Consider the following 20,470-nt stretch of genomic DNA (forward strand, 5'->3'; position numbering starts at 1 on the left):
TGTTTCACCGCCGCGCCGATTCGGCGCGCGCGCCTGGATAGTGTGGAGGCATGAGCCTCATCGATGCGCGGGGGATCCTCGCCGACACGACCTCAGCCGCTCGACTCGCCGACAGCGGGCTCGAGTATCGACTGGTCGACTTCGGCGATCCGGTCCGCGCGAAAGCCTTCCAGCGGGCGGTGTCGCGGGGGTTCCTCGGCGAGGAACCGAACGCCGAGGCCCTCGAACACGGGCGTCCGCCGATGCAGTGGCGCCGTAACACCGGCGTCTACGATCCGGGCTCCGGCGACGACGAACTGCCGGTGGCCACGGTGAACTCCTGGGTGGCCCCGATGACGGTTCCGGGTGGAGTCGAGGTGGGGATGTGGGCGATCAGCTACGTCACCGTGGCGGCGACGCACCGGCGGAGGGGCATCGCGAGGGCTCTCCTCGAGGGTGAACTGCGCGCCGCATCGTCGGCCGGCGTCCCGCTGGCCGGGCTCACGGTGTCGGAGGCGACGATCTACGGCCGCTACGGGTTCGCTCCGGCCATCCCGATGTCGCGTTTCACCGTCGACACGCGCAAGGCCGGATGGGCGGGTTCGCTGGCCGCCGGTCGCGTCGAGTACGTGGAGAAGGAGCAGCTGGCCGCCGATCTCGGAACGGTGCACGAGCGCGCGCGACTCGCGCGTTCGGGGCAGATCCCCGGGTGGCGGGAGCGCTGGGAAGGTCATACCGGGATGTCGCCGGCCGACTCCGACCGTGGCAAGGTCCGAGGTGTCCGTTATCTCGACGAGTCGGGAGAGGTGCGCGGCGCGCTGGCGTTCACCCTCCGGGAGAAGGGCGACACCTTCCGATTCAGCCTGAGCGTCCGACTGCTGGCGGCCGAGACGCCGGAGGCGCTCAGGGCGCTCTGGAGGTTCGCGCTCCAGCACGACCTGGTCGACGAGGTCACCGCGGACCTCCGTCCGCTCGACGACCCGCTGCCGTGGCTGGTGGCCGATCCGCGCGGCGTGACGCAGGTCGTGCACGACCACGGGTGGTTGCGAATCCTCGATGTGCCTGCGGCGCTCGGCGCCCGGACGTACGCGGCACCCTTGGACGTCGTGATCCGCATCGACGACGAGCTGGGGTTCGCCACCGGCGACTGGCTGATGCGCGTGGACGCTGACGGCGGCACGCACATCGACGCCGTGCACGGCGAGCAGGCCGACGTGTCGATGGGCATCGCCGCGCTGTCGGCGCTGTACGCCGGTGGCGTGCGGGCGTCGTCGCTGCATGCGGGCGGCCTCATCCGTGCGGAGACGGAGACCGTCGACCGGCTCGATCGGGCCTTCCTCGCCCTGCCCTCGCCGTCGCTCGACATCTGGTACTGAGTTCCGCCCCGCGGGGATTGTCCGAGAAACGACGGTCGTTGTCCGCGCAGACGGTCGGATGCCGGGAGCGGATGCCGGAGGATGAGCGGATGGCGACAACCTTGGCGCACCGCTCCACCCGCGGGCTCGGCCTCCTGCAGGGCATCGCCCTGTATCTCGCATCGGTCCTCGGCACCGGACTCCTCGTGCTTCCCGGGCTCGCGGCCAGGGAGGCAGGACCGGCGAGTCTCGTGTCTGTCGCCGTCGTCGCGGTGCTGGCCGTCCCGCTGGCAGGGACGTTCGCCGTGCTCGCGGCTCGGTACCCCGACCCCGGCGGTGTCGCGAGCTACGTGCGTCGCGCGCTCGGTGCCACCGCCGCCCGCGCGACGGGGTACTGGTTCCTGCTCGGCGTCGCCGCCGGCGGCCCGGTGGTCGCGACGCTCGGGGCGCAGTACATCTCCGCGGTGCTCGGTGTCGACCGCACCGCCGTTCCCTTCGTCGCCGTCGCGTTCTACGTGATCCCGTTCTGCGTCAATCTGTTCGGAATCCGCGTGGCGGGGTGGCTGCAGCTGGTGCTCATGGCGCTCCTGCTGGGCGTCGTCGTCACCGTGGTCGCCGTGGCCGCGCCCGCTGTCGACCCCGCGAACTTCGCCCCGTTGTTCCCGCACGGATGGGGCGGCGTCGGCGTCGCGATCGTGATGTTCGTGTGGGCCTTCGCCGGGTGGGAGGTCGGCACCCACATCTCCGGCGAGTTCGCGCATCCGCGCCGGGTCATCCCGATCGCAACCGCGGTGACCCTGGTGATCTCGGGAGCGGCGTACCTGGCGTTGCAGGTGGTGACCGTCGGCGCCCTCGGCGATCGAGCAGGGAGCGGGAGCGTCGTACTGCTCGACCTGGCGAGGGAAGGTGCTCCGGGCGCCGCTCCCATGATGATCGGCGCCGTCGCCGCGATCGTCGCCGTCGGCGTGCTGAACGTGTATCTCGCGGCGTTCTCGAAACTCGGCGCGTCGCTCGCTCTCACCGGTGATCTGCCGCGGTGGTTCGCACGGGGAGCAGAGAGCGGTGCCGTGCCTCGCCGCTCGCTTCTGCTCACCGGAGCCATCGGCCTCCTGTATTTCGGGCTGCTGCTGGCAGGAGGCCTGAACCTCCAGCCGTTCATCCTGATCCACACGGCCAGCATGGTCGCGATCTATGCGCTGGGCATGATCGCCGCGGTCCGGATCCTCGAGCGGGGGAGTGCCGGCTGGTGGATGGCGGTGATCGCCGCTGTCCTCTGCGCCGGGCTGCTCGCGCTCGCGGCATCCGCATTGCTCGTGCCGGCGCTGCTCGCGGCAACGGCCGTCGTCGTGACCGCAGTCCGGCACCTTCGAAAAGAATCCTAACAAAATAATCGGAAGGGTCTTTTCTGAAAAGAACCTTTCCTATAACCTCATCTCCAGGCGGATGCCCTTCCGCCCTGCTCTCACGAGCAACGAAGCACTTGAGACGAGGTCCCCATGCACGACAACCGCTGGAGGAAAGTTCTTCCTCTTGTCGCGGGCGCAGCTGCGCTCGCCCTGACCCTGGGCGGCTGTGCGCCCAGCGGCAGTTCCACAGGCGCCGGTGAGCGCCCCATCCGGATCTGGTCCGGGCACATGACGCCGATCACCAACAACTTCAGCCCCTTCGCCGTCGACACCGCCACCCACCTGACGTTCGGTGCGATCTACGAGCCGCTGTTCTTCTTCAACCAGCTTTCGGCGGAGGAGCCGGTCGGCCTGCTCGGCGATTCCTACGAGTTCAGCGAAGACGGCACCGTCCTCACGATCACCATCAAGCCCGGCCTGAAGTGGAGCGACGGCGAGGACCTCACCGCCGAGGACGTCGCCTTCAGCCTCGGCTACGGGCCGAACCTCGACCCCGATCAGGTCTCGGTCGAGACCTCGGACGACACGACGGTCGTGGTCACCTATGCCACCCCGAAGTTCACGTCGGCATCGATGATCCTCGGCTCGACCTGGATCATCCCGGAGCATGTCTGGGCCGACATCGAGGACTACACGACCGAGACGAACCCGGAACCCGTCGGCTCGGGCCCGTACAAGCTGAAGTCCTTCACCGACGCCGCGTACACGCTCGAGGCGAACCCCGAGTTCCGTGACGGCGCCCCCGCGGTCGCCGAGGTGCAGGACGTCGGCATCGACTCGAACCAGTCGTCCGAGGACCTGCTGAAGACCGGCAAGCTCGACTGGGTCGGCCAGTTCATCGCCAACCCCGACGGGGTGACCGCGAACGGCAAGATCAGCACGATGAACCAGCAGCAGGATCCGACGGTGATCATGACCTGCGCGAATGCGGAGCTCGGATGCACCGGCGCGCAGACCGACCCGGCCGTGCGGCAGGCGCTGAACATCGCCATCGACCGCAGCGCGATCGGGACCAAGGCCTTCGCCGGACTCGCCGGAGAGGCATCGCCGAGCTTCGCCCTGATGCCGCGCGACGAGAAGTGGCTGTCGGATCAGAAGCTGGCGACGAGCCCGCAGGAGCCGGATGCAGCGGCGGCGGGGGCGATCCTCGAAGCCGCCGGTTACACGAAGGACGGCGAGGGCTTCTATGGCAAGGACGGCACGGCCATCGAGCTCGACCTGTTCTCGCCGGACGGCTGGACCGATTACAACGATGCTGCCAAGCTCATCAGCGCGCAGGCGGCCGAAGCCGGCATCCGGGTCAACGCCCGCACCGTCTCGGACGCGGAGTACTGGACGCCGATCTCCAGCGGCGAGTTCCAGCTCGCCCTCTACGGCCTCACGCAGTCGCTCGTCGCCGACCCGTACTCCAACTACGACCAGTACTTCAGCACAGCGGCGACGGCGAAGGTCGGCGAGGACCCGTTGAAGGGGCAGAACTACTCGCGCTACAGCAACGCCGCGGTCGATGCGGCAGTCGCTGCGGCGGGAGCCACGCAGGACGAGGCGATCAAGCAGGGCGCCTACACGGCCATCCAGGCCGAGATCGCCAGTGACCTGCCATACATCCCCGTGGTGCTGAACGCCTCGCAGTCGTTCTTCAACACGGCGGACTTCACCGGCTGGCCCACGGAGGGCGACATGTACGCGGCACCGCTGCCGTACCTGTCGACGGCTTCCGCCGTCGTCCTCACCCATCTGAGCCCCGCCTCGAAGAAGTAGGGCGCACGTCCATGGACCGATCCACTGAAGGGAGGCTCTCGTGAAGTTCTGGATGCGACGCATCGTGTTCTACGTCGTCACACTGTGGGCCGCGATCTCCCTCAACTTCCTGCTCCCGCGGATGCTTCCGGGCGATCCCGCTGCGATCATGCTGGGAAAGCTCCGGCGTGCGAACGGCAATCGGCCGTTGTCGGAGGAGACGATCAAAGCGATCACCTCCATCCTGGGCGCAGAGAAGGGATCGAGTCTGTGGGACCAGTACCTCGCCTACTGGGGCCGGCTGCTGCAGGGTGATCTCGGAGTCTCCTCGACCCGATACCCGGCCCCGGTGGGCGAGCTCATCACCGCGGCTTTGCCGTGGACGGTGACCCTCGTGGGTGCCGCGACCATCGTCTCCTTCGTCATCGGCATCATCGCCGGCGCGTGGGTGGGATGGCTCCGCGGCACCTGGGTCGATCAGCTCGTCCCGATCACCACGTTCCTCCAGTCCGTTCCGTACTTCTGGCTGGCGCTCGTCCTCGTCGCGGTGTTCTCCGTTCAGCTCGGGCTGTTGCCGATCATCGGCGGGTACGACGTGTTCGAGTTCCCGGCCGGCCCCGAGTGGAGTCCGGCGTTCATCGGCAGCACCCTGCTGCACGCCATCCTGCCGGCGACAACGATCGTGATCTCCTCGGTCGGCGGATGGCTGCTGGGGATGCGCAACATGATGGTCCAGACGATGGCCGAGGACTACGTCATCACGGCGGAGGCCAAGGGCCTGACCCGCTCCCGCATCCGCACCGCCTACGCCGCCCGCAACGCGGCGATCCCGAGCCTTTCCGGTTTCGGCATCGCCCTGGGATTCGTGGTCGCCGGCTCCATCGTGACCGAGCAGGTGTTCAGCTACCCGGGCATCGGCAAGCTGATGATCCAGGCGGTTCAGGGACTGGACTACGCGCTGATGCAGGGCGTCTTCCTCGTCATCACTCTGACCGTGCTGGCCGCCAACTTCCTCATGGATCTGGTCTACGGATTCATCGACCCGAGAGTACGACGCGATGGCTGAACAGATGCTTCTCCTTTCTCCTCCCGATTCCACCCATGCCGTGGCGGTCTCTCAGTCCGGCCGCGCGCGTCGGCGCAGCGGGCTCACGATGTCGGGCAAGCTCCTCGCCGGGATCATCATCGTCGGCGTGATCGTGGTGTTCGGTCTGCTCGGGCCGCTCTTCCTCGGCGACCCGCGCGACGCGAGCTTCGATGCGCTGCTCCCGCCCGGTGCCGAGCATCCACTCGGCACCACCAAGCTCGGTTACGACGTGCTCTCGCAGATCGCGACCGGAACTCAGGGATCACTGTTCGTCGGCGCGGTCGCGGGCCTCGTCTCGCTTGTGCTCGCGCTCGTGTTCGGGGTGCTCGCAGGGTACTTCGGCGGAGTCCTCGACGAGGTCCTCACGCTGATGACCAACATCATGCTCGTCATCCCCGGTCTTCCGCTCGTGATGGTGATCGCGGCGTACGTGCAGAACACCGAGGGACTCGGGGCGCTGGCTCGCAGCTCGCTGCTCGTGGCCCTCGTGCTCGGCATCACCGGATGGGCGGGGTCGGCGGTGGTGCTGCGCGGCACGGCACGTTCGCTGCGCACGCGGGACTACGTCGCAGCCTCCGTCGTGGCAGGGGAGCGACCCATGCGGGTGATCTTCGTGGAGATCCTGCCCAACCTCGTGCCGCTGCTCGCCGCGCAGCTCATCTTCGGCGTGATCTTCGCCGTCCTCGGTGAGGCGGGCCTGTCGTACCTGGGTCTCGGGCCGACGGGGTCGATCACTCTCGGCACCGTGCTCAACGACGCGCAGACCGGCCAGGCGGTCGGTAGCAGCGCATGGTGGTGGTTCGTCCCTCCAGGAGCGATCATCGCCCTGATCGGCGCTGGTCTCTCGCTGATCAACTTCGCGATCGACGAGATCGTGAACCCGAAGCTGCGTCTGGCGCCGATGGCGGCACGGCGGCAGCGCCGAGCGCGTCGCGCCGGCGTCGGCATCGCGGGAGATGGAGCAGTCGCATGAGCGTTCCCGAAGCCGTGCTGACAGCACGCAACGTGTCGATCGAGTACGAGGTCGATCCACCGGTGAAGGCCGTCCGCGACGTGTCGCTGACGCTCAACCGCGGCGAGATCCTGGGCCTTGCAGGGGAATCCGGTTGCGGCAAGACCACCCTGGCGTACGGCATGAATCGGCTGCTGAAGGCACCGGCGCTGATGACGAGCGGCGAGATCACCTTCCATGACCGCGATGGATCCGACATCGATATCGTGGCGTTGGAATCGGAGGGGCTCAGGGCCTTCCGCTGGGACAAGATCTCGATGGTGTTCCAGGGGGCGATGAACTCGCTGAACCCGGTCATCTCGGTGCGGGCGCAGATCTTCGACATCTTCGACACGCACCGGCCAGGGATGTCGCGGAAGGCGAAGGCCGAGCGGGCCGAGGAACTCCTCACCCTCGTCGGGGTGGACCCCGCCCGTCTCACCTCGTTTCCGCACGAGCTCTCCGGTGGGATGCGCCAGCGCATGATGATCGCGATGGCCCTCGCTCTGGATCCGCAGGTGATGATCATGGACGAGCCGACCACGGCGCTCGATGTCGTCGTGCAGCGGGACATCATCCGCGAGATCATGCGGCTGCGGGAGCGGCTCGGGTTCGCGGTGATCTTCATCACGCATGATCTGCCGATGCTGATCGAGATCAGTGACCGGATCGCGGTGATGCTGCAGGGGGAGATCGTGGAGCAGGGCACGGCCGAGGAGATCTACCGGTCGCCGCAGCACGAGTACACGAGGAAGCTGCTCTCCAGCTTCCCGTCGCTGAAGGGCGAGCGGGGCGACTTCGTCCGCACCGGCGCATCGATCGAGGAGCAGGTCCGATGAACGAGACATCCACTCTGGAGGCCCGGAACCTGGTGAAGGACTTCACCCTCCGGTCGGGGTTCCGCACGCACACTCTGCACGCGGTGAAGGACGTCTCGTTCACGATCGCGGCCGGCAGGACGCTCGCACTGGTGGGGGAATCCGGGTCGGGGAAGTCGACGATCGCGCGGATGCTGATGAAGCTGGAGAGCCCGACCGGCGGGCAGATCCTGCTGGACGGCCACCGCACCGGCACCCGTTCGAAGGACATCGCCGCGTACCGGTCGCAGGTGCAGATGGTGTTCCAGGACCCCTTCGCGTCGCTGAACCCGTTTCACACCATCGGTCACCATCTGGAGCGTCCGATCCGCATCCATCGTCCGCAACTGAGTGCCGCGGCAGTGCGCGAACGCGCGATCGAATTACTCGAGCGGGTCCGCCTCACGCCGGCGGAGAGCTACATCGATCGTCGTCCGCACGAGCTCTCCGGCGGGCAGCGCCAGCGCGTCGCGATCGCCAGGGCGCTGGCCCCCGGAGCCGGATTCATCGTCGCCGATGAGCCGGTGTCCATGCTGGACGTCTCGATCCGTCTCGGAGTGCTGAACCTGCTCGCGGACCTGCAGCGGGAGGAGAACCTGGGCGTGCTCTACATCACCCACGACCTCGCGACCGCGCGGCATTTCTCCGACGAGATCATGGTGCTCTACCGCGGTGACGTCGTGGAACGCGGCCCCGCCGACGACGTCATCCTGAACCCGCAGCACGAGTACACCAGAACTCTGCTCGGAGCCGCTCCCGAACCGGACAACCTCGGCAGACTCCGCGACGAGGTCCGCCGCGAACTCCGCTCGGTCTGAGCCGCGGCATCGTCCAAGGGAATCCCATGTCACAGATCGATCCGGGCACCTCGTCCTGGTTGCGCACAAGGAACGACCGCGAGGCCCTGCACCTGTTCCTCGAGCACGGCCCGCTCACGCGGACGCGGCTGGGCGAGTTGACGGGGATGTCCAAGCCGACCGCCACGCAGATGATCGCGCGCCTGAAACGCGCCGACCTGGTGCGCCCCGTCGGCGAGGTGGCCGGAAACCGCGGGCCGAGTGCCGTGAGCTGGGGCGTGCGCACCGATCGGATCACCGGCGTCGCGATCAGCATGCGGGAGGACACGATCCAGGCCGTCCTCGTCGACGCGGCTGCGGCCGAGCATCCCGTCATCGAACTTCCCGTCGACAGAGCCGGACGAACCCCGGAGGGTGACATCGGGCGTGCGATCGACGCCGCCTGCGCCGCGGCCGATGCCGAGCAGCACACCGTCGAGGCCGTGACGGTCGGTGTGCAGGGCGCCGTGGGCCGCGCGGAGGATTCCATCTCGATGACGGACACGCTCCCAGGATGGCCATCGACCGGCTCGCGGGAGCGCATCGAGCAGTCGCTCGGCGTCGCGGTGACACTGGAGAACGACGTCAATCTTGCGACCATGGCCGAGCGCGCCGTCGGCGTGGCGCGGGATGCCGGCAGCTTCGCCCTGCTGTGGATCGGCGTGGGGCTCGGTGTCGGCGTCGACCTCGCTGGCAGCATCCATCGCGGCGCGCACGGGAGCGCCGGCGAGGTCGGATACCTCACCGTCGCCGCCGGTTCCGGCGCCCCGGGCGCCGGAACCACGGAGCTGCTCGGATCCGACGCTGTTCGGCAGCTCCTCGGTGGCGCGGCCGCACGCTATCCGGAGGGCCTCCTCGCCCTCGCCGACGACCATGCGGCGCTCGGCGTCATCGCCGAACGGATCGCCCTCACCCTCGAACCCGTGCTCGCCGTCCTCGACCCCGAGATGGTCGTGCTCGGCGGGCCGACAGCTCTCGCCTGCGGCACACGGCTCGCCTCCGCCGTGATGGATCGCCTCGCCGGCGATGACCGCCCGACGCCGACGGTGCTGCTCAGTTCGACCGGAAGCACCGCGGTCCTGGTGGGCGCACGCCGCCTGCTGGTGCAGCAGATCAGGGAACGCCTCGAAGAGCGCATTCCCACACAGTGACGCCCGGCCATCGGGCGCAGAGATGCAGAGAAAGCAAGGAGAGCAATGAAACTCGCCATCGTCGGCGGTGGATCGACATACACCCCGGAGCTGATCGACGGATTCATCCGACTTCAGCAGCAACTGCCGATCGAGGAGATCGTCCTGGTCGACAGCGACCGCACGCGGCTCGAACTCGTCGGCGGCGTGTCCCGACGGATGCTGGCTCGCGCCGGCCATCCGGCGCGCTTGACGGCGACGGACGACCTCGCCGGCGGAGTCAGCGACGCGGATGCCGTTCTCATCCAGTTGCGGATCGGCGGGCAGGACGCCCGCGAGCAGGATGAGACGTGGCCGCACGAGGTCTCCTGCATCGGCCAGGAGACGACGGGCCCCGGTGGCCTGGCGAAGGCTCTGCGCACGGTGCCCGTCGTCCTGCGGATCGCCGAGGTCGTGCGTACGCACGCGAAACCCGATGCCTGGATCGTGGACTTCACCAATCCCGTCGGAATCGTGACCCGCGCCCTTCTGCTGGCCGGGCACCGGGCGGTCGGACTGTGCAACGTCGCCATCGGATTCCAGCGGCGCTTCGCGGCCGAGGCGGGGGTCGAACCCGATCGGGTCGGCCTGGCGCACGTCGGGCTGAACCACCTCACCTGGGAACGCGGCGTATTCGTCGACGGCAAGGATGTGCTGCCAGGACTCCTGGACAGCAACCTGCAGGGGCTCGCGGATGACGTCGAGCTCGCACCGGAGCTGCTGTCGCAGCTCGGTGTGATCCCGTCGTACTACCTGCGCTACTACTACGCGCATGACGAGGTGCTGCATGAGCAGCGGCACCACGCGACGCGCGCACAGGAGGTGCGGGCGATCGAGAACGAACTGCTCGGACTGTATGCCGACCCGGCGGTCGACACGAAGCCCGCGATCCTCGAGCAGCGCGGCGGGGCCTTCTACTCGGAGGCGGCGATCGAACTGCTCATCGCCATCCGTGGCGGGACCGATGTGCCGCGGGTCGTGAACCTGCGCAACGACGGCGTGCTGCCGTTCCTGCCGGACGACCACGTCATCGAGGTGCCCGCGCGGCACGTCGGCGGCAGGTTCGTCGCCGAGCCGGTGGCCGCGCTGCCGGACGACATCAGCGGCCTGATCAGTGCCGTCGCCGGATACGAACGTCTCGCCCTGGACGCGGCGATCCAGGGCGGACGCGATCGAGTGCTCCGTGCGATGCGCGCCCACCCGCTGGTGCTGCAGCATGAGCGGGCCGAGAATCTCACCGACCTCCTCCTGGCTGCGAACTCGCAGTTCCTGGAGTGGGCGTGAGTGCGTCGCCCGGCCTCGTCCTCGCCGTCGACGGCGGCGGATCGAAGACCGATGTGGTCCTCCTCGACACCACGGGTGAGGTGCTCGCCTGGGAGAGGGGCAGCGGTTCGAGCCCTCAGCTGGAGGGCCTCGACGCCTCCGTCGGGGTGATCGACGACCTGGTCGACCGCGCTCTCGGCGGGCGTGATCCGCGGAACCTGATGCAGGTGAGCCTGTATCTGTCCGGTCTCGACCTGACAGAGGAGATCGTGGCGTATCGCGCTGCGATCGCCGACCGGGAATGGGCGGGCACAGTCGTGGCCGTCGAGAACGACCTGCATGCGCTGCTGCGCGCCGGAACCGATTCGGCCGACGCGGTCGCCGTGATCTGCGGCACCGGGATGAACGCGATCGGCGTACGGGCCGACGGCGCGGTGGTGCGCTTCCCCGCCCTCGGACCGCTCTCCGGCGACTGGGGCGGCGGCAGCGAACTGGGCGGCGCCGTGGTCTGGCACGCCGCACGCGCCGAAGACGGCAGGGGACCGGCGACGGCTCTGCGCGGGCTGCTGCTGGACCGTGTCAATGCGCCGACAGTGGCCGCGCTGATCGAGGACGTGCACTTGGATAGACGCCAGGACGAGGGCTTCGCAGCGCTCGCGCCGCTCGTGTTCGAGGCGGCGCACGCCGGCGACGCGGTCGCCCTGAGCGTGGTGCAGCGGCAGGCCGAGGAGGTCGTCGCCTACGTGCAGGCGTGCGTGCTGAGGCTCGGGCTTCAGGGCGCCGCCGTGCCTGTCGTCTTCGGGGGAGGAGTCGCGCGCTCGCGGGATCCGCTTCTCCTGACCGGCATCCGCGAGGGTCTCGGCAGGGTGGCGCCGCACGTGCGGCTCACCGTCGTCGATGCCCCGCCGGTCCTCGGGGCGGCGCTGCTCGCACTGGCCGCGGCCGGCGGCGACGAGCTGGCCCTCGAGCGTGCACGAGCAGGACTCAGCACCGACGAGAGATTCCAGCAGCGGATGCCGCTCCGCACCGGCTGACACCGCGTGCATGCGGAAGAGGCATCCCAGCCGAAGCCGGGATGCCTCTTTCCGTGCGTCTGCGGTCAGCCGATGGTGAGTGCCGTGCGCAGCAGCTGCGCCTGCTCGGCGGCATGCACCTTCGAGGACCCGGTCGCCGGAGAGGCGGATGCCGCTCTCGCCACCGGCTGAAAGGTGCGATCGCCGGGAACATCGGCGAAGGCGAGCGCGAGGAAGGGCCAGGCACCCTGGTTCTCCGGCTCATCCTGCACCCACACCAGCTCGGCGTTCGGGTACGAATCGGTGATCGCCTTCAGCTCATCGATCGGAGTCGGGTACAGCTGCTCGAGCCGCACCAGCGCGATCTCCGGGTTGGGCTTCTTCTCGAGCTCGCTGCGCAGATCCCAGTGGATCTTGCCGGAGTGCACGAGCACGCGCTTGACGGCGGAGCGGTCGAGCCCGCGGTCGTCGTCGATGACCGGCTCGAAACGGCCCTGGGTGAACGCCTCGACCGGGCTGGTCGCGCCGCGCAGGCGCAGCATCGCCTTCGGCGTGAAGACGATCAGCGGTTTGCGCGGACGCGAGTAGGCCTGTCGCCGCAGCAGGTGGAAATGGGATGCCGGCGTCGAGGGGCGGGCCACGATCATGTTGTCCTGCGCGCACAGCTGCAGGAACCGCTCGATGCGCGCGGAGGAGTGGTCGGGTCCCTGGCCCTCGTAGCCGTGCGGCAGCAGCAGCGTGACGCTGGAGTGCTGGCCCCACTTCTGCTCGGCGGCCGAGATGTACTCGTCGATGACGGACTGAGCGCCGTTGACGAAGTCGCCGAACTGCGCCTCCCACAGCACCAGCGCCTCGGGCGCCTCGACGGAGTATCCGTACTCGTAGCCGAGGGCGGCGTATTCGCTGAGCAGCGAGTCGTAGACCCAGACGCGGCCCTGGCTCTCGGAGAGGTTCGCCAGCGGCAGCCATTCCTGCCCGTTCGTGCGATCGTGCATCACGGCGTGACGCTGCACGAAGGTGCCGCGACGGGCATCCTGTCCGGCGAGGCGCACCGGTGTGCCCTCGAGCAGCAGCGATCCGAACGCGAGCAGCTCGCCGAACGCCCAGTCGATTCCGCCGTTGCGGCTCATGTCTGCGCGCTTGTCGAGCAGCTGCTGCACCTTCGGGTGCACAGTGAAGCCTTCCGGCTTGTTCACGAAGGCGTCGCCGATGAGCTGGATGACCTCGTTCGCGACGCCGGTGACCTCGGGCGCGCCCTCCTGCTCGTCGACAGGGGCGGTGACCGGGGCGATCGGGGTCGCACCGGTCTCGGCGGCGTGCGTCTCGGCGAATGCGATCTCGAGGCGGTTCTGGAAGTCGGCCTTCGCCTCTTCGTACTCCTGCTCGGTGATGTCGCCGCGGCCGACGAGAGCCTCGGTGTAGAGGCGGCGGACCGAGCGCTTCGCCTGGATGAGGTCGGTCATCAGCGGCTGCGTCATCGAAGGGTCATCGCCCTCGTTGTGGCCACGTCTGCGGTAGCAGACGAGATCGATCACGACGTCGCGGTGGAACCGCTCGCGGTACTCGAACGCGAGCTGTGCGACGTGGATGACGGCTTCGGGGTCGTCGCCGTTCACGTGGAAGATCGGAGCCTGGATGGTCTTGGCGACGTCCGTCGCATACACCGAGGAGCGCGCGTCCGTCGGCGTGGTGGTGAATCCGACCTGGTTGTTGACCACGACGTGGATCGTGCCGCCCGTGCGGTAGCCGCGCAGCTGCGACATCTGCAGCGTCTCGACGACGACACCCTGGCCGGCGAAAGCGGCGTCGCCGTGCACGAGGATCGGCAGCCACGAGAAGGTGCCGATCGGGTGCCGGTCCTGCTTGGCGCGGACGATGCCCTCGAGCACGCCGTCCACGGTCTCCAGGTGCGACGGGTTCGCTGCGAGGTAGACGGGGAGCTCTCCGCCGTCATCGGCGATGAAGGTGCCTGCGGTTCCCAGGTGGTACTTCACGTCACCGGAGCCGCGCTGGTTGCCCGGCGTCTGGGTGCCCTCGAACTCGCGGAACACCTGCCCGTAGGTCTTGCCGCCGATGTTGGTGAGCACGTTCAGGCGGCCGCGGTGCGCCATGCCGATCGCCGCGCCCTCGAGGCCGGCTGTCGCCGCTCCCTGCAGGATCTCGTCGAGCAGCGGGATGAGCGACTCGCCGCCCTCCAGCGAGAACCGCTTCTGCCCGACGAACTTCGTCTGCAGGAACGTCTCGAACGCCTCGGCCTCGTTGAGCTTGCGGAGCACCCGCAGCTGCTCGTCGTGGCCGGGCTTCTGGTACTTGAGCTCGACCTTCTCCTGGAACCAGCGCCGCTGCTCAGGATCCTGGATGTGCATGTACTCGATGCCGAGCGTGCGGCAGTAGGAGTCACGGAGGACGCCGAGGATGTCGCGCAGCTTTGCGACACGCCGACCGCCGAAGCCGCCGGTGACGAACTCGCGATCGAGGTCCCAGAAGGTGAGGCCGTGCGTCTCGATCTCGAGGTCGGGGTGCGAACGCTGCACGTACTCCAGCGGGTCGATGTCGGCCATCAGGTGGCCGCGCACACGGAACGAGTTGATCAGCTCCTGCACTCGGGCGGTCTTGTCGACGCGCTCGGCGAGGTCGACGGCGATGTCGGCGTTCCAGTGGATCGGGGCGTACGGGATGCGCAGGGCCGCGAAGATGTCGTCGTAGAAGCCGCGCTGCCCGATGAGCAGTTCGTGCACCTTCTTGAGGAACTCGCCGGATCCGGCGCCCTGGATGACGCGGTGGTCGTAGGTGCTGGTGAGGGTGATCGTCTTGCCGATCGCCAGCTCGTTCAGCGTCTTCTCGCTCGCGCCCTGGAACTCGGCCGGGTACTCGAGGGCGCCGGCGCCGATGATGGCTCCCTGCCCCTTCATGAGACGCGGCACGGAGTGGACGGTGCCGATGCCACCGGGGTTGGTGAGCGACAGTGTCGTGCCTTGGAAGTCCGCGGCGGTGAGCTTGTTGCCGCGCGCGCGGCGGATCAGGTCCTCGTAGGCGGTGAGGTACTCGGTGAAGGACATCGTGTCGGCGCGTTTGATGCTCGGCACCATGAGCGCGCGCGTGCCGTCGGGCTTCGGCAGGTCGATGGCGATGCCGAGGTTCACGTGCGCCGGTGCGACGACCGACGGCTTGCCGTCGATCTCGGCGTAGAACACGTTCTGGCTGGGGAACTCCTTGAGCGTCTGGATGAGGGCCCAGCCGATGAGGTGCGTGAAGCTGATCTTGCCGCCGCGTGTGCGCGCCATGTGGTTGTTGATGACGATGCGGTTGTCGATCATCAGCTTGGCCGGGATGGTGCGGACGCTGGTCGCGGTGGGGACGGTGAGCGACTCGTCCATGTTCGCGGCGAGGGTCTTGGTCATGCCGCGGAGGACGGTGACCTTGTCTTCCTCGGCGGCCTCGACCGGATCGCTCTTCGCCTCGGGCTTGGGCGCCTGGGCGGGGATCGGGGCGGATGCCGCGGGCTTGGTGGTGGTCCTGGCGACCGGCTGTGCGCCGATCACGGGGATGGGTGCCGTGACCGGATGCGCGGGCTGCTGCTCCGCGGGCTGCGCATCCGCCGGGGGAGCGCCGGTCTCCGGCTGGTAGTTCTCGAGGATGGGCCACCACTCCTTGTCGACGGAGTCGCGGTTCACCTTGAACTGTTCGTAGAGCTCTTCGACGAGCCAGGAATTGGCTCCGAACCCCCCGTCGCCCCCGACGCCGGTCACCTGGTTCGACACGCTCGATCGCCCTCTTTCATCACTGAATCCGTCTTCACGATCCAGGGCGCAGGATGCGTCCGGGCTCGCACACTCTCAACGAACAAGCCTAACGTGTTTCCCCTGCCGAATCCGCGACACCACGAGCCGAACGGCACCCGACGTGAGTAGCGTGGGGGCATGGAGTTCTCAGGTGCGCTGCCGACCGTCGATCTGACCTATTCGGACGTCTTTCTCGTGCCCCGCAGATCCGCGGTCTCCAGCCGCCTGCAGGTCGATCTGGCGCCGCAGGACGGCACCGCTGCGACTCTTCCGCTGGTGGCATCCAACATGAACTCCGTGACGGGTCCGCGTCTCGCAGCCGTGCTCGCCCGGCGTGGCGGAATCGGCGTGCTTCCGCAGGACATGCCGTTGCAGGACCTGGATGCGGCGATCCGCGAGGTCAAGAGCCAGCCGGTGATGTGGGACACGCCCCTCGTGCTGCCGCCGGAGGCGTCGGTCTCGGATGCGCTCCGACTCTTCCCGGCGGTCGCCGGGCACGGCATCGTCGTCGCGACGGGGCGAGCGCCCTATGACGTCGGCCGCATCCTCGGGATCCTCCCCGCCACGCGACTCGCGACAGCGCTCCCGGATGCGCAGCTGGGCGACCTCGTGCACTCGGGGACGCCGTCGCTCGACGCCGACGACATCGGGTCGGAGCGTCATGCCTTCGACGTGATCACCGACGCCGGCGTGGAGATAATGACAGTCATCCACCATGGACATCTCGTCGGCACGCTGAGCGCCCGGAGCGCGCTGCGATCGACCCTGTACCGTCCGGCGCTCGACGCGCACGGCCGGCTCGTGGTCGCGGCGGCGGTCGGGATCAACGGAGACGTGGCGGCGAAGGCGACGGCGCTCGCCGGGGCCGGCGTGGACGTCCTGGTCCTGGACACCGCGCACGGACACCAGGAGGGGATGCTGCGGGCGCTGCGCTCCGTCTCGGAGCTGAACCTCGGGCTGCCGATCGTGGCGGGGAACATCGTCACCGCTGACGGCGTGAACGATCTGGTCGACTCCGGCGCCACGATCCTGAAGGTCGGCGTCGGCCCGGGGGCGATGTGCACGACCCGCATGATGACGGCCGTCGGCCGGCCGCAGTTCTCCGCGGTGCTGGAGACCGCGGAGGCCGCCCGGGCGGTCGGAGCGCACGTCTGGGCCGACGGCGGGGTGCGCTACCCCCGCGACGTCGCACTCGCGCTCGCCGCCGGCGCGGCATCCGTGATGATCGGCTCCTGGTTCGCCGGCACGATCGAAGCGCCGGGCGAGCTGCAGAGCGACGCCGACGGACGCATCTATAAGGAATCGTGGGGGATGGCCTCGACGAAGGCCGTGCAGGCCCGCTTCGGGCGCCTCGACGCGTATGAGCGCGCTCGCAAGGAGCTGTTCGCGGAGGGGATCTCCTCGTCGAAGATCTACCTCGATCCGCTGCGCCCCGGTGTGGAAGACCTCCTCGACATGATCACCTCCGGCGTGCGCTCCTCGTTCACCTATGCCGGCGCCGCGACGGTGGCGGAGTTCCACGAGCGTGCCCTCGTCGGCCTGCAATCGGCCGCCGGCTACGAAGAGGGCAAGGCGCTGCCCATGATGTTCTAGTAACACGAGGAATGTGGGGGACACGCTCCGAAATGCGTCGGCGCGCATCGCCGGGTTCCGGCAGAGTTGGAGATCATGGACGAGGCAGCATACGTACCGAATGAGTTGCTGTCTCGGCTCGTCGGCGAACGGATGTACTCCGTCGAGTTCGTCGCTAACGATTATGTGCAGTTGAGATTCGATGGCGCACAGTCAGAAGCCATGCCCGTCGTGCTCAACTGCTATGTCTGGCCAATCATCGAATTTGCGGGCCAGATCTGGCGTGAGACAGATCTTGGGTATGCCGACGCATTACGAAAACTGACGCCCGGCGTTGTCACTTCTACTTCGGAAGGGGCTGGTTCGGGTATCCGAATCACTATCGACACGGGCACCGTGGTGATTGATCCTGCATTGGACGAGGTCTTCGTCGAGATCGCGGAGATCATGGGGTTTAGCGACGGATCGTGGATGGTCTGGCGGCCGGGCGAAGACAGCTTTGAGGGCTTGGTGTGAACCGCGTAGCGCTCGGCTTCCGCTAAGGAAGCCGACTACTCCTTCGGAGGCATCACGCCGAGGGCGACGAGGACAATAAGCAGGAGCCCCACAGCAACGAAAAGCACACCCCCGACGCGGTTGAGGTGAACTTGGAAGCGACGCATCCTCTGCGTCATCATGCGTCGCTGTCCGCGCCTCTCGGCGAACGCTTCGATTGCGTCCGGCCGGAACGCAAACAAAAGCCCCATCAGGATGGCGAGAACGCTCCAGACGAGGATGAAGAGGGCAGGCCCGGACATGAGCCGAGCGTATCGGTCAAAGGCGGCAGCCCCGATCGTCCTCGCGTGGCGACACGCGTATGTCCCCGCACGCGTGTCGTTCCCGCGTAGCTGGGCAAGGCCCTGCCGGTCAGCTGGTAGCGGCGACCCCGCGACTCGCAATCACAGATCCCTTCTGTAGAATCGTCGGCACGATGGATGACCCTCCCAGTTGCAGTAGTTCGCCCCACCGTCCACCTCTCCTCAGCGGGAGGAACACCTGATGGACTACATCTTGTTGGGCGTGGGGCTCCTGCTCACGGTCGGTACCGGACTGTTCGTCGCGAGCGAGTTCGCGCTGGTCAATCTCGACCGTGCCGACCTCGAGGCGCGTCAGGCTCGCGGGGAATCACGACTGACGCTCACGATCAGCGCTCTCCGGCACACGTCGACGCATCTGTCGTCGGCGCAGCTCGGCATCACCCTGACGACCCTGCTCACCGGCTACACGATGGAGCCGGCGCTCTCGAACATCCTCGGTCCGACGTTTCTCGCCTGGAACGTCCCCGAAGCGGCCGTCTCGCCGATCGCGACCGTGGTGGCGATGACGCTCGCCACCATGGTGTCGATGATCCTCGGTGAGCTCGTGCCCAAGAACTTCGCGCTCGCCCTGCCGCTGGCGACGGCGAAGCTCGTCATCCCGTTCCAGATCGCGTTCACGACGGTGTTCAAGCCCGCCGTGATCGTGCTCAACGGCAGCGCCAACGCCGTGCTGCGCGGAATGGGCATCGAGCCGAAGGAGGAGCTCTCCGGGGCGCGCACCGCGGAAGAGCTCTCCTCGCTGGTGCGACGTTCGGCCCGTGCCGGCGTCCTCGAAGCCGACACGGCGAGCCTGCTGGACCGCAGCCTCAGCTTCGCGCGTCTCACTGCGGGTGACGTGATGACCGCTCGGCCGAGCATGCACGCGATCTCGGCAGGCGATTCCGCGAACGACCTCATCCAGCTCGCCCGCCGAACCGGGCACAGCCGCTTCCCGGTCTACGACGACGACCTCGACGACATCACCGGCGTGGTGCACCTGAAGGCCGCCGTCTCCGTCCCGCGCGAGCGTCGTGTGGAGGTTCCGGTCGGCGCGCTCGCCACCGAGCCGCTCCGAGTGCCGGAGACCGTGCACCTGGACGGGCTCATCTCCGAGCTGCGCGCGCGGGGCTACCAGCTCGCCGTCGTCGTCGACGAGTACGGCGGGACGGCGGGACTGGTCACGCTGGAAGACCTCGTGGAGGAGATCGTCGGAGAGGTCTCCGACGAGCACGATCGCTCCAAGGCCGGCGTCGTCCGCGGCCGCGACGGGATCACCTTCCCCGGAGAGCTGCGCCCCGACGAACTCCGCCGCCGCGCGGGCGTCGAGGTGCCGGAGGGCGACGTGTACGACACGGTGGGCGGCTTCATCATGAGCGTTCTCGAACGCGTGCCGTCGAACGGAGATGAAGTGCCCCTCGACAGCGGCATCCTGCAGGTGGTGCGGATGGACGGGCGCCGGGTCGACCGCATCCGATTCATCCCGGCACCGCACGACACCGAGAAGGAGGCGACCCGATGAACGACTGGGCAGGCCTCATCTGGCTCGTGGTGCTCCTCGCGGCGAACGCGTTCTTCGTCGGCGCCGAGTTCGCTGTCATCTCCGCGCGACGCTCGCAGATCGAACCGCGTGCCGAGCTGGGCTCCCGCGCAGCCAGGACCGCGCTGTACGCGATGGAGCACGCGACGCTCATGCTCGCGACCTCGCAGCTCGGCATCACGATCTGCTCGCTCCTCATCCTGAACGTCTCGGAGCCGGCGATCCACCATCTCCTCGCGGAGCCGCTGCACGCGATCGGATGGTCCGACGGCGTGGTCGACGCGGTCGCCTTCACCGTCGCGCTGCTCATCGTCTCGTTCCTGCACGTCGTGTTCGGCGAGATGGTCCCGAAGAACCTCGCTTTCTCGGTGCCCGACCGGGCCGTGCTGATCCTCGCGCCGCCGCTGGTGTGGGTGTCGAAGGTGTTCATGCCGGTGATCTGGCTGCTCAACGGAGCGGCCAACGCCGTGCTGCGGCTGTTCCGGGTGGAACCGAAGAACGAGGCGGCGTCGACCTTCACCCTCGAGGAGGTGGCGACGATCGTCGATCAGTCCCGGCGGGAGGGCGTGCTCTCGGATGCGTCCGGCACACTCGCCGCGGCGCTGGAGTTCACCGACAAGAAGGCCCGCGACATCGCCGTTCCGCTCGGTGATCTCGTGTCGTTGCCCGAGACCATCACGCCCGACGAGATCGAACGGGCCGTCGCCCGCTACGGGTTCTCGCGGTACGTGATCGTCGATGCCGAGGACGCGCCGATCGGTTACGTGCACCTGAAGGACATCCTGCGCACCTCCGACGGTGCGGATGCGGTCGCCAAGTCCGCCCAGCCGGTGCCGAGGAAGCGCATCCATCACATGGTCCCGGTCCAGGAGGACACGGACCTGGAGGACGCGCTCGCCCTGATGCGCCGGGCCGGCCGTCACCTCGCGAAGGTGCGCAACGCGCAGGGCGAGACCACGGCCGTGCTGTTCCTGGAGGACATCCTCGAAGAGCTCGTCGGCGAGGTGCAGGACGCGACGCGTCGAGTGATCAGCCGCGGGGAGTGAC

General features: G+C 68.2%; 16 protein-coding genes. 14 read left to right on the forward strand and 2 right to left on the reverse strand.

All coding sequences use genetic code 11. The features are described 5' to 3' along the window. Positions 1-50 precede the first annotated feature (50 nt). The 10 genes from CUR96_RS09240 (at position 51) to CUR96_RS09285 (ending at position 11,717) form a co-directional block, all read left to right on the forward strand. Positions 51-1,355 (forward strand): GNAT family N-acetyltransferase, encoded by a 1,305-nt coding sequence (locus CUR96_RS09240; protein WP_102193025.1) that lies wholly within the window; start codon positions 51-53, stop codon positions 1,353-1,355. 89 nt (positions 1,356-1,444) lie between these two features. After that, positions 1,445-2,716 (forward strand): APC family permease, encoded by a 1,272-nt coding sequence (locus CUR96_RS09245; RefSeq protein ID WP_102193026.1) that lies wholly within the window; start codon positions 1,445-1,447, stop codon positions 2,714-2,716. 114 nt (positions 2,717-2,830) lie between these two features. Next, entirely contained in the window at positions 2,831-4,501 is a 1,671-nt protein-coding gene (locus CUR96_RS09250) for an ABC transporter substrate-binding protein (RefSeq protein WP_102193027.1), read from the forward strand. A 40-nt stretch (positions 4,502-4,541) separates the two neighbouring features. Further along, positions 4,542-5,546: an ABC transporter permease gene (locus tag CUR96_RS09255; RefSeq protein ID WP_102193028.1), complete on the forward strand. Its 1,005-nt coding sequence runs from the start codon at positions 4,542-4,544 to the stop codon at positions 5,544-5,546. Next, positions 5,539-6,540, forward strand: a complete 1,002-nt coding sequence (locus CUR96_RS09260) for an ABC transporter permease (protein ID WP_102193029.1) — start codon at positions 5,539-5,541, stop codon at positions 6,538-6,540. The genes CUR96_RS09255 and CUR96_RS09260 overlap by 8 nt, the downstream gene beginning before the upstream one ends. Beyond that, on the forward strand, positions 6,537-7,397 hold the full coding sequence (locus tag CUR96_RS09265) for an ABC transporter ATP-binding protein (protein ID WP_102193030.1): 861 nt from the start codon (positions 6,537-6,539) through the stop codon (positions 7,395-7,397). Before CUR96_RS09260 ends, CUR96_RS09265 begins: the two co-directional genes overlap by 4 nt. Then, on the forward strand, positions 7,394-8,233 hold the full coding sequence (locus CUR96_RS09270; RefSeq protein ID WP_102193031.1) for an ABC transporter ATP-binding protein: 840 nt from the start codon (positions 7,394-7,396) through the stop codon (positions 8,231-8,233). The genes CUR96_RS09265 and CUR96_RS09270 overlap by 4 nt, the downstream gene beginning before the upstream one ends. 26 nt (positions 8,234-8,259) lie before the next feature. Then, on the forward strand, positions 8,260-9,402 hold the full coding sequence (locus CUR96_RS09275; RefSeq protein ID WP_102193032.1) for an ROK family transcriptional regulator: 1,143 nt from the start codon (positions 8,260-8,262) through the stop codon (positions 9,400-9,402). Between the two features lie 45 nt (positions 9,403-9,447). Continuing rightward, complete coding sequence (locus CUR96_RS09280; RefSeq protein WP_102193033.1) at positions 9,448-10,704, forward strand: 6-phospho-beta-glucosidase; 1,257 nt, start codon at positions 9,448-9,450, stop codon at positions 10,702-10,704. Next, a complete protein-coding gene (locus CUR96_RS09285; RefSeq protein ID WP_245861161.1) occupies positions 10,701-11,717 on the forward strand; it encodes an N-acetylglucosamine kinase in 1,017 nt (338 codons plus the stop codon). The genes CUR96_RS09280 and CUR96_RS09285 overlap by 4 nt, the downstream gene beginning before the upstream one ends. A 65-nt stretch (positions 11,718-11,782) precedes the next feature. On the opposite strand, the gene CUR96_RS09290 is transcribed toward CUR96_RS09285, so the two are convergent. Then, positions 11,783-15,457, reverse strand: a complete 3,675-nt coding sequence (locus CUR96_RS09290; protein ID WP_102193035.1) for a multifunctional oxoglutarate decarboxylase/oxoglutarate dehydrogenase thiamine pyrophosphate-binding subunit/dihydrolipoyllysine-residue succinyltransferase subunit — start codon at positions 15,455-15,457, stop codon at positions 11,783-11,785. A gap of 159 nt (positions 15,458-15,616) precedes the next feature. Between CUR96_RS09290 and CUR96_RS09295 the strand changes: the two genes are divergently transcribed. Both CUR96_RS09295 and CUR96_RS09300 read left to right on the forward strand, forming a co-directional pair. Continuing rightward, a complete protein-coding gene (locus CUR96_RS09295) occupies positions 15,617-17,071 on the forward strand; it encodes a GuaB1 family IMP dehydrogenase-related protein (protein ID WP_102193036.1) in 1,455 nt (484 codons plus the stop codon). Between the two features lie 75 nt (positions 17,072-17,146). Beyond that, the gene (locus CUR96_RS09300; RefSeq protein ID WP_102193037.1) at positions 17,147-17,566 is read left to right on the forward strand and encodes a hypothetical protein; all 420 of its coding nucleotides are present in this window, start codon (positions 17,147-17,149) and stop codon (positions 17,564-17,566) included. Positions 17,567-17,601: 35 nt separating this feature from the next. Here CUR96_RS09300 and CUR96_RS09305 read toward each other — a convergent pair whose 3' ends face one another. Further along, positions 17,602-17,847 (reverse strand): hypothetical protein, encoded by a 246-nt coding sequence (locus CUR96_RS09305; protein WP_102193038.1) that lies wholly within the window; start codon positions 17,845-17,847, stop codon positions 17,602-17,604. A gap of 241 nt (positions 17,848-18,088) precedes the next feature. Here CUR96_RS09305 and CUR96_RS09310 point away from each other — a divergent pair, with 241 nt between their 5' ends. Continuing rightward, positions 18,089-19,405 (forward strand): hemolysin family protein, encoded by a 1,317-nt coding sequence (locus tag CUR96_RS09310; protein ID WP_102193039.1) that lies wholly within the window; start codon positions 18,089-18,091, stop codon positions 19,403-19,405. Beyond that, a complete protein-coding gene (locus CUR96_RS09315; RefSeq protein ID WP_102193040.1) occupies positions 19,402-20,469 on the forward strand; it encodes a hemolysin family protein in 1,068 nt (355 codons plus the stop codon). The genes CUR96_RS09310 and CUR96_RS09315 overlap by 4 nt, the downstream gene beginning before the upstream one ends. Position 20,470: the final 1 nt, after the last annotated feature.

Source organism: Microbacterium aurantiacum, from assembly GCF_002872075.1.
GTDB classification, from domain to species: Bacteria; Actinomycetota; Actinomycetes; order Actinomycetales; family Microbacteriaceae; genus Microbacterium; species Microbacterium aurantiacum_A.